Below are 5369 nucleotides of genomic sequence, written 5' to 3' on the forward strand. Positions count from 1 at the left end.
CCAACACCGTTTGCGGGGGCCGTCTTCGTTCTCGACCGTCAGCGCGTACACCCGCTGGACGTGCCATTCACGGACGCCATCAAAGCCGTTTCACGCTGGGGCTCGGGGGCAAAGGACTTGGTCGCCGCCATGAAAAAGGGCAACTAACCTTCGGGTAAGCCGACGCACTTGGGATGATGATGATTCCCCATTTTCCGCCATCCGCACACTGTGCAACAAACGACCCATGTTTGTCCCGCAATTGCCTCGCCTGCGGCAGGCTGCCCATTCGCGACCAGGTACCCGTGGCCGAACGGATCCGTCACCGCGCTTCAATCGCTGACGGAAATTTTCAAGCTAGATGTCGCCTCAACGATTGGATTTCAGGCGGCTTTTTGCTCTTGCGTTTGAGGGTGTCGAGTGAGTTCAGATTTACCGACCTGATCGGGATTCAGATGGACCGTGTGCACGCGCTTCCAGTTTCGCGTAGGGCCTTTCCATCGCAGCGGGTTACGCTGCCTGGCCACCTCATAGAGCGTTGCGCGGCGATCGAGAAGCTGCTGGTCAAGGTTTGCGTGACGCTGGGCCGGCGTCACGAAGCGGATCGCGCTGTGACGATGCTCGTGGTTATACCAGCGTACTAGCCCGGTGACCCAGGTGCGCGCGGCAAACAGGGTGTCAAACGTCTGCAACGGGTAGGCCGGTCGGTACTTCAACGTCTTGAACAGCGATTCCGAATACGGATTGTCATTGCTCACGCCCGGTCGACTCAATGACGGCATAACACCCAGCGCCTGCAGGGTGGCGAGCATCGTGGCGCCTTTCATCGGGCTGCCGTTATCGGAGTGCAGGATGACCTGGTCGGGTTGTATCGCTTCGCGTGCGCAAAGGTCTTTGAGCACTTCGCTGGCCAGCACGCTGCTTTCCTCGGCATAGACCTGCCATCCGACAATCTTGCGGTATAGACATCGAGAAACAGATACAGATAAAAATACTGCCCACGAATCGTCGTCGGCAAGTAAGTAATGTCCCACGAGTACAGCTGGTTGGGCGCATCGGCACAGACCGCGCGCGGTTTGCTACGTGCGCTGGCCGGCCGTTCGCTGCGCCGGTGGGCGAGCTGGTTCGCTTCGCGCAGCACCCGGTAAAACGTTGATTCCGATGCGATGTAGCGTTGCTGGTCGGCCAGTCGTGGCACGATCTGGCTCGGTGACAGGTGGGCGAATTCAGCAGAGTTGGCCACCGCCAGCAGTTCGGCGCGTTCATCGGCCGACAGCTTGTGGGCAGGCTCGTGGCGGCACAAGGTGCGCCCGTCCACGGCATCGGGGTCGCCACGTTGCCAGCGCTGCAAGGTACGCGAACTCAGCCCCAGGATCTCACACGCACGCGCCTGACGCGCCCCGGCGAGGATCGCTTCTTCGATCAGCCCGATCACGGTGCTGCGCTGCCCGGGGGAACTCATTGATCCTCGTCCCCGAACAGCGCCTGATACTTTTTTTGTAGTATCAGCAACGCCGCCGCCTCCGCCAGCGCCTTGTCCTTGCGATTCAGTTCGCGTTGCAGTTGCGCATTGGCGTGTTTCAGTTCACGTACTTCCAGGGCGTTCTCGCGCCGGGCCGAGCCGCTGCCGGCCGTGCAGAAGTCCTGGCGCCACTGGGTGAGATGATGGGCGAACAGGCCCCGCTCACGGCACCAGGCATGCAGTGCCTCGTCGGTGAGTCCGTGGCTCTGATGCAAGGCCAGCAGGCGCTCTTCCAACGACCAATCTTCCGGGCGCCGTGCATCGACAGGCACCGGGTTGCGGCTTGCGGCGTTAGACACCCGGATCCACTTCCTTAAAGTTAATACGCTCATGTTCAGTTCGGAGGCAACCGCTCCTACGGAGCGGTTGCCTCGTTGCAGGGCCTTCGCCAGCGCCTGCTCTCTGAATTCTACAGAATACGTCTGTTTCGTCTTCAACCTGCACCTCTGAGTTCTTCAAATAACAAAAATTCAGAGGCGACATCTAGTGTGACGCCGGGGGCTGAAGGCAGTGAATGGGGCTCGTTGATACTCATCGGATGCTCCGAAACAGCAAGCGACTCTGCGAGAACTGATCAATGTATTGAAACTTTCTCTTACGATACGGACGTGCGTAAGCCGTGCCGATGCAATACGACACCTGAACTTCCGGCCGGTCAATGAGACCTTGGTCCAACGGGTCAGGAATGTCGAAGGCTGATGGCGTCCAGACGCGAGCAGGGAAGCCACGCTGATCGCAGTGCCGCGCAAGGCCTCGGTTGCCAGCCGACTCGGATGTGTGGACGGTCGTTAAACATCTCAAAGCGGCCGTAGAAGTGAGGCCGGGGTCAAAGTCCGGAGAGGGTCGGGAGGGCGAGTTCGCTGATGCAGGAAGCCGCTATCCAACGGCGCGAGGCCGCCAGCGTCAGCAATCTGCCGCGTTGCTGACGTCGAACCCTGTCCGCCCCAACGTCGGCATTGGCCGGGGCGCCGGCGTTCGCTGTCAGGCTGGGCTCGGCCAGCCAGAACGTTCGAACGTCCGCTCCGCACGAAACCACCGACTTACGCTCGCGGTCATTTCGATCTCCCCCGTCTTGTGCTAAGTCTGCATGTGCTCCGAGCACTCGAGCAAGCTTCTGGATAGGTTTTTGCTCTATCAAAGAGGTCGTTGGATATTGAACCCGCCACGAGTCGGCCTTCGTATCTCGGCTGACATCGCTGTAAAAGGCGGTGCGTGGCATCGTCGTCCGCGCAATGTATTTCCAGCGCTGCCTAAAGAGGTCGCTACACAAGGAAGCTGAAGAAGTGCCAGTGACCCGAGACATTCTTGATGGCGAGCGCGCCGTGCTCGCACATTACAGTCGACGCCACCTCCGGAGTTGCCCGCCATAAGGCCGGGCAAACAACAAGGTCCGTTCTGGCCGTTTCCGGTCGCCAGTAGCGTTTGGAGGATGCCCGGCAGCAAGTGGCCAGTTCGGGCTGCTGAACCGTCCCGCGCCGCTCGTACCCCGAGATGTTCTCCATGACCCGCGTATTCAGCACGGTCACGGGCCCGCACTTCAGCCAGTACACCAGCTTTGCGCTCTTCGCCAAGGTGTCGGCCCATCCGGGCGCAGAGTTGACCATCGTCCGACCCTAGACCCACCTCGGTGAGAGCGAGTAATGCCGCTTCGGCGTCCCCGTAGGATGAGAACAGTCCAACTATCGTGTCCGACCTCCTTCTCGCTGCACAAAGACCGGCGAAGCGGCAATACTCGCTCCGCGGGAACGCCCCTCCCTGTAGATACAATCACATAAATCTTGATGCCCTTTGTCTCATCCGCCCTAAACATGGTGTCGTACAAAATACTTCGATGTTGCGTACAGCGGATGCCGCGCTGAACGTCCAGAGTAGCGGTTCGAGTGCAAAGCCAAGAAAATGGTAATTGGGCAGGGGCTAGATGCGAACTTACTGCTTTTCGATGTCTGATCATTTGCGTAAATCGCTTACAAGGGACCGGGGCAGGGATTGCTCAACATACGTAGCTAAAGATCGACACCGCTTAGCAATTGTTTACGGCGACCCACAAGCCCCTTATAACGCGAAACCGATGAGAACACCAACAGTTTTACTTCGACAATACTTTCCTTAGGGCACGCACCTAAAGCGATAGTCCGAGCATGAACTCGATGCGGTCACCAACGCGCTAAACTGCCGACCACGCATAGCATTCGGATGGAGGACGCCAGGAGAAGCGCTAGAGGAGTTACTATCCGCAGCTTGATGACGGGGTGTTGCGACGACTCCTTGAACCTAAGAACGGCCCAGCGCGCCAGTACCTAGTGTCTCGGCGGTTCGACGTAATCCTATTAAGAATCGGAATGCCGGGCAAGACGGCTACGCGCTTATATGCGGTGTTGCGCTAGTGACAGCTAAGATCAACTGTATAATGCACCAGCCTCGCCGACGACCTGTTCGATAATCTCGAGGCTGTCCTGAGCCTTGCCGGATACAGGGAGACGCCACGACTGCCCGCGCTGCTGACCTTGTCCAATACGTCTGCTGGATGATGGCCCTAGGTGATAATTAGCGAATATTGCATAACATCCGACTTAGCGCGGCGGCAGTGTACCGCTGGGCTGGATTGGAGGAGAAGCTATGCAATTCATCGAGCTTGCCTACAAATGCTTGACCTTGAGGCCCGTCGTCGCCCGAAACGAAGGGATGTACGCGGCGATGTTCCTCATTCGCGCTCCAGCCGGCGTTCTGCGCGCGACCGGCGTTTTGAGTCACTTTCCCTGCCCCGCTAGAGGCACAACGGTTTGCGCTGTCCTACGGTATGGCAGAGATCAATCATCGAACCTCCCCAATACTAAAGTGGGTGCCGGATTTGGGACACAACATCCATTTTGAGGAGGCGGCGCTAGCGTAGCACCGGTGATCGTATGCCGTCTTCCGGTGCATCGCAGCCGGGGCGCCCTGCCGGCAACGCCAGAAGGCCGCCCGCGAATTAGCGCCGAGTGTGCTTCTTTTTCTTTCGAGGCGGGTAACCGTTGTGCAAGTAAAGCGCCTGGTTAAGTATTCGTGGGAAAACCTCTCACGCAGAAGATTCGACTGGAAGCATGGTGCAGAAGCGCGCAAGATCCTTTGCAATATCGAGCAGAAGCACGGAAAGACCGATCCTACTCACCTGCGACTAGCGGACGCCTACGCCTGCGATGTCTTCGGAGACATGTGCTATGCGCCCTGGCTTCGCGTGTACGCGGCTTTTAGCCAGACCTTCAAGGAAGGCTGGATTCCGGACAATTATTACGGGTGGGTCGTGGTTCCGAAAATGAAGGGCATGTATGGCAAGATAGCTCAGTTGAAGCCGCTGTCAGGGCTGCTCTTTCACGATGAGGTGTTTCCGGATCTCGGCTACTACGTGAACGGCATTTTCTTCTCTGCAGATCACGTCGCCATTCCCGATTCGAAGGTCTCGGAGTCAGTGTTCGCCACAACGGAGACGATAGCCTTCAAACTTGACCATTCGTCGCAGGGGCGGGGCGTCTTCTTCATGGATCGGGTGAATTTCGACGTGGAACGCGTCAAGCAACTCGGCAACGGCGTACTGCAACGGTTCATCGTTCAACACAAGTTGTTTGGCCAGTTTGCGTCTAAGGCGGTCGCAACGGTACGTCTCACCACAGTTGTCGACGATGCTGGCGACATCTCGCTGCGCGCCGGCTACCTTCGCCTCGGCCGGGCCGCCGACGCCCTTATCCGCCCAGACAGCGAAATCTGCGTGCCCGTCGATCTCGCGAGCGGCCAGTTGTTTCGCGAAGGATATTCGAGCGACTGGATCGGCGTCGATGCACATCCCGATTCCAAGACGAGATTCGAGGGCGTGACGCTGCCGGCGTTCGCGGAC

2 protein-coding genes and 1 pseudogene are annotated in these 5369 nt (G+C 58.5%); 1 reads left to right on the forward strand and 2 read right to left on the reverse strand.

The window, feature by feature from the left end:
* Nucleotides 1-362: 362 nt before the first annotated feature.
* Together AWB81_RS40145 and AWB81_RS40150 are read right to left on the reverse strand one after the other, a co-directional pair.
* Nucleotides 363-1938: pseudogene (locus AWB81_RS40145) on the reverse strand (IS3 family transposase).
* A gap of 825 nt (nucleotides 1939-2763) precedes the next feature.
* Entirely contained in the window at nucleotides 2764-3105 is a 342-nt protein-coding gene (locus AWB81_RS40150) for a hypothetical protein (RefSeq protein ID WP_062643901.1), read from the reverse strand.
* 1376 nt (nucleotides 3106-4481) lie between these two features.
* Between AWB81_RS40150 and AWB81_RS40155 the strand changes: the two genes are divergently transcribed.
* A partial coding sequence (locus AWB81_RS40155; protein ID WP_235026170.1) for a sugar-transfer associated ATP-grasp domain-containing protein occupies nucleotides 4482-5369 on the forward strand: 888 nt, incomplete at its 3' end.

The sequence above is a fragment of the Caballeronia arationis genome, from assembly GCF_001544975.2.
Lineage (GTDB): Bacteria > Pseudomonadota > Gammaproteobacteria > Burkholderiales > Burkholderiaceae > Caballeronia > Caballeronia arationis.

Bases quoted from the DNA above. Each gene is read 5' to 3' on its own strand.
- AWB81_RS40150 (WP_062643901.1), bottom strand. From the start codon at position 3,105: ATGGTCAACTCTGCGCCCGGATGGGCCGACACCTTGGCGAAGAGCGCA.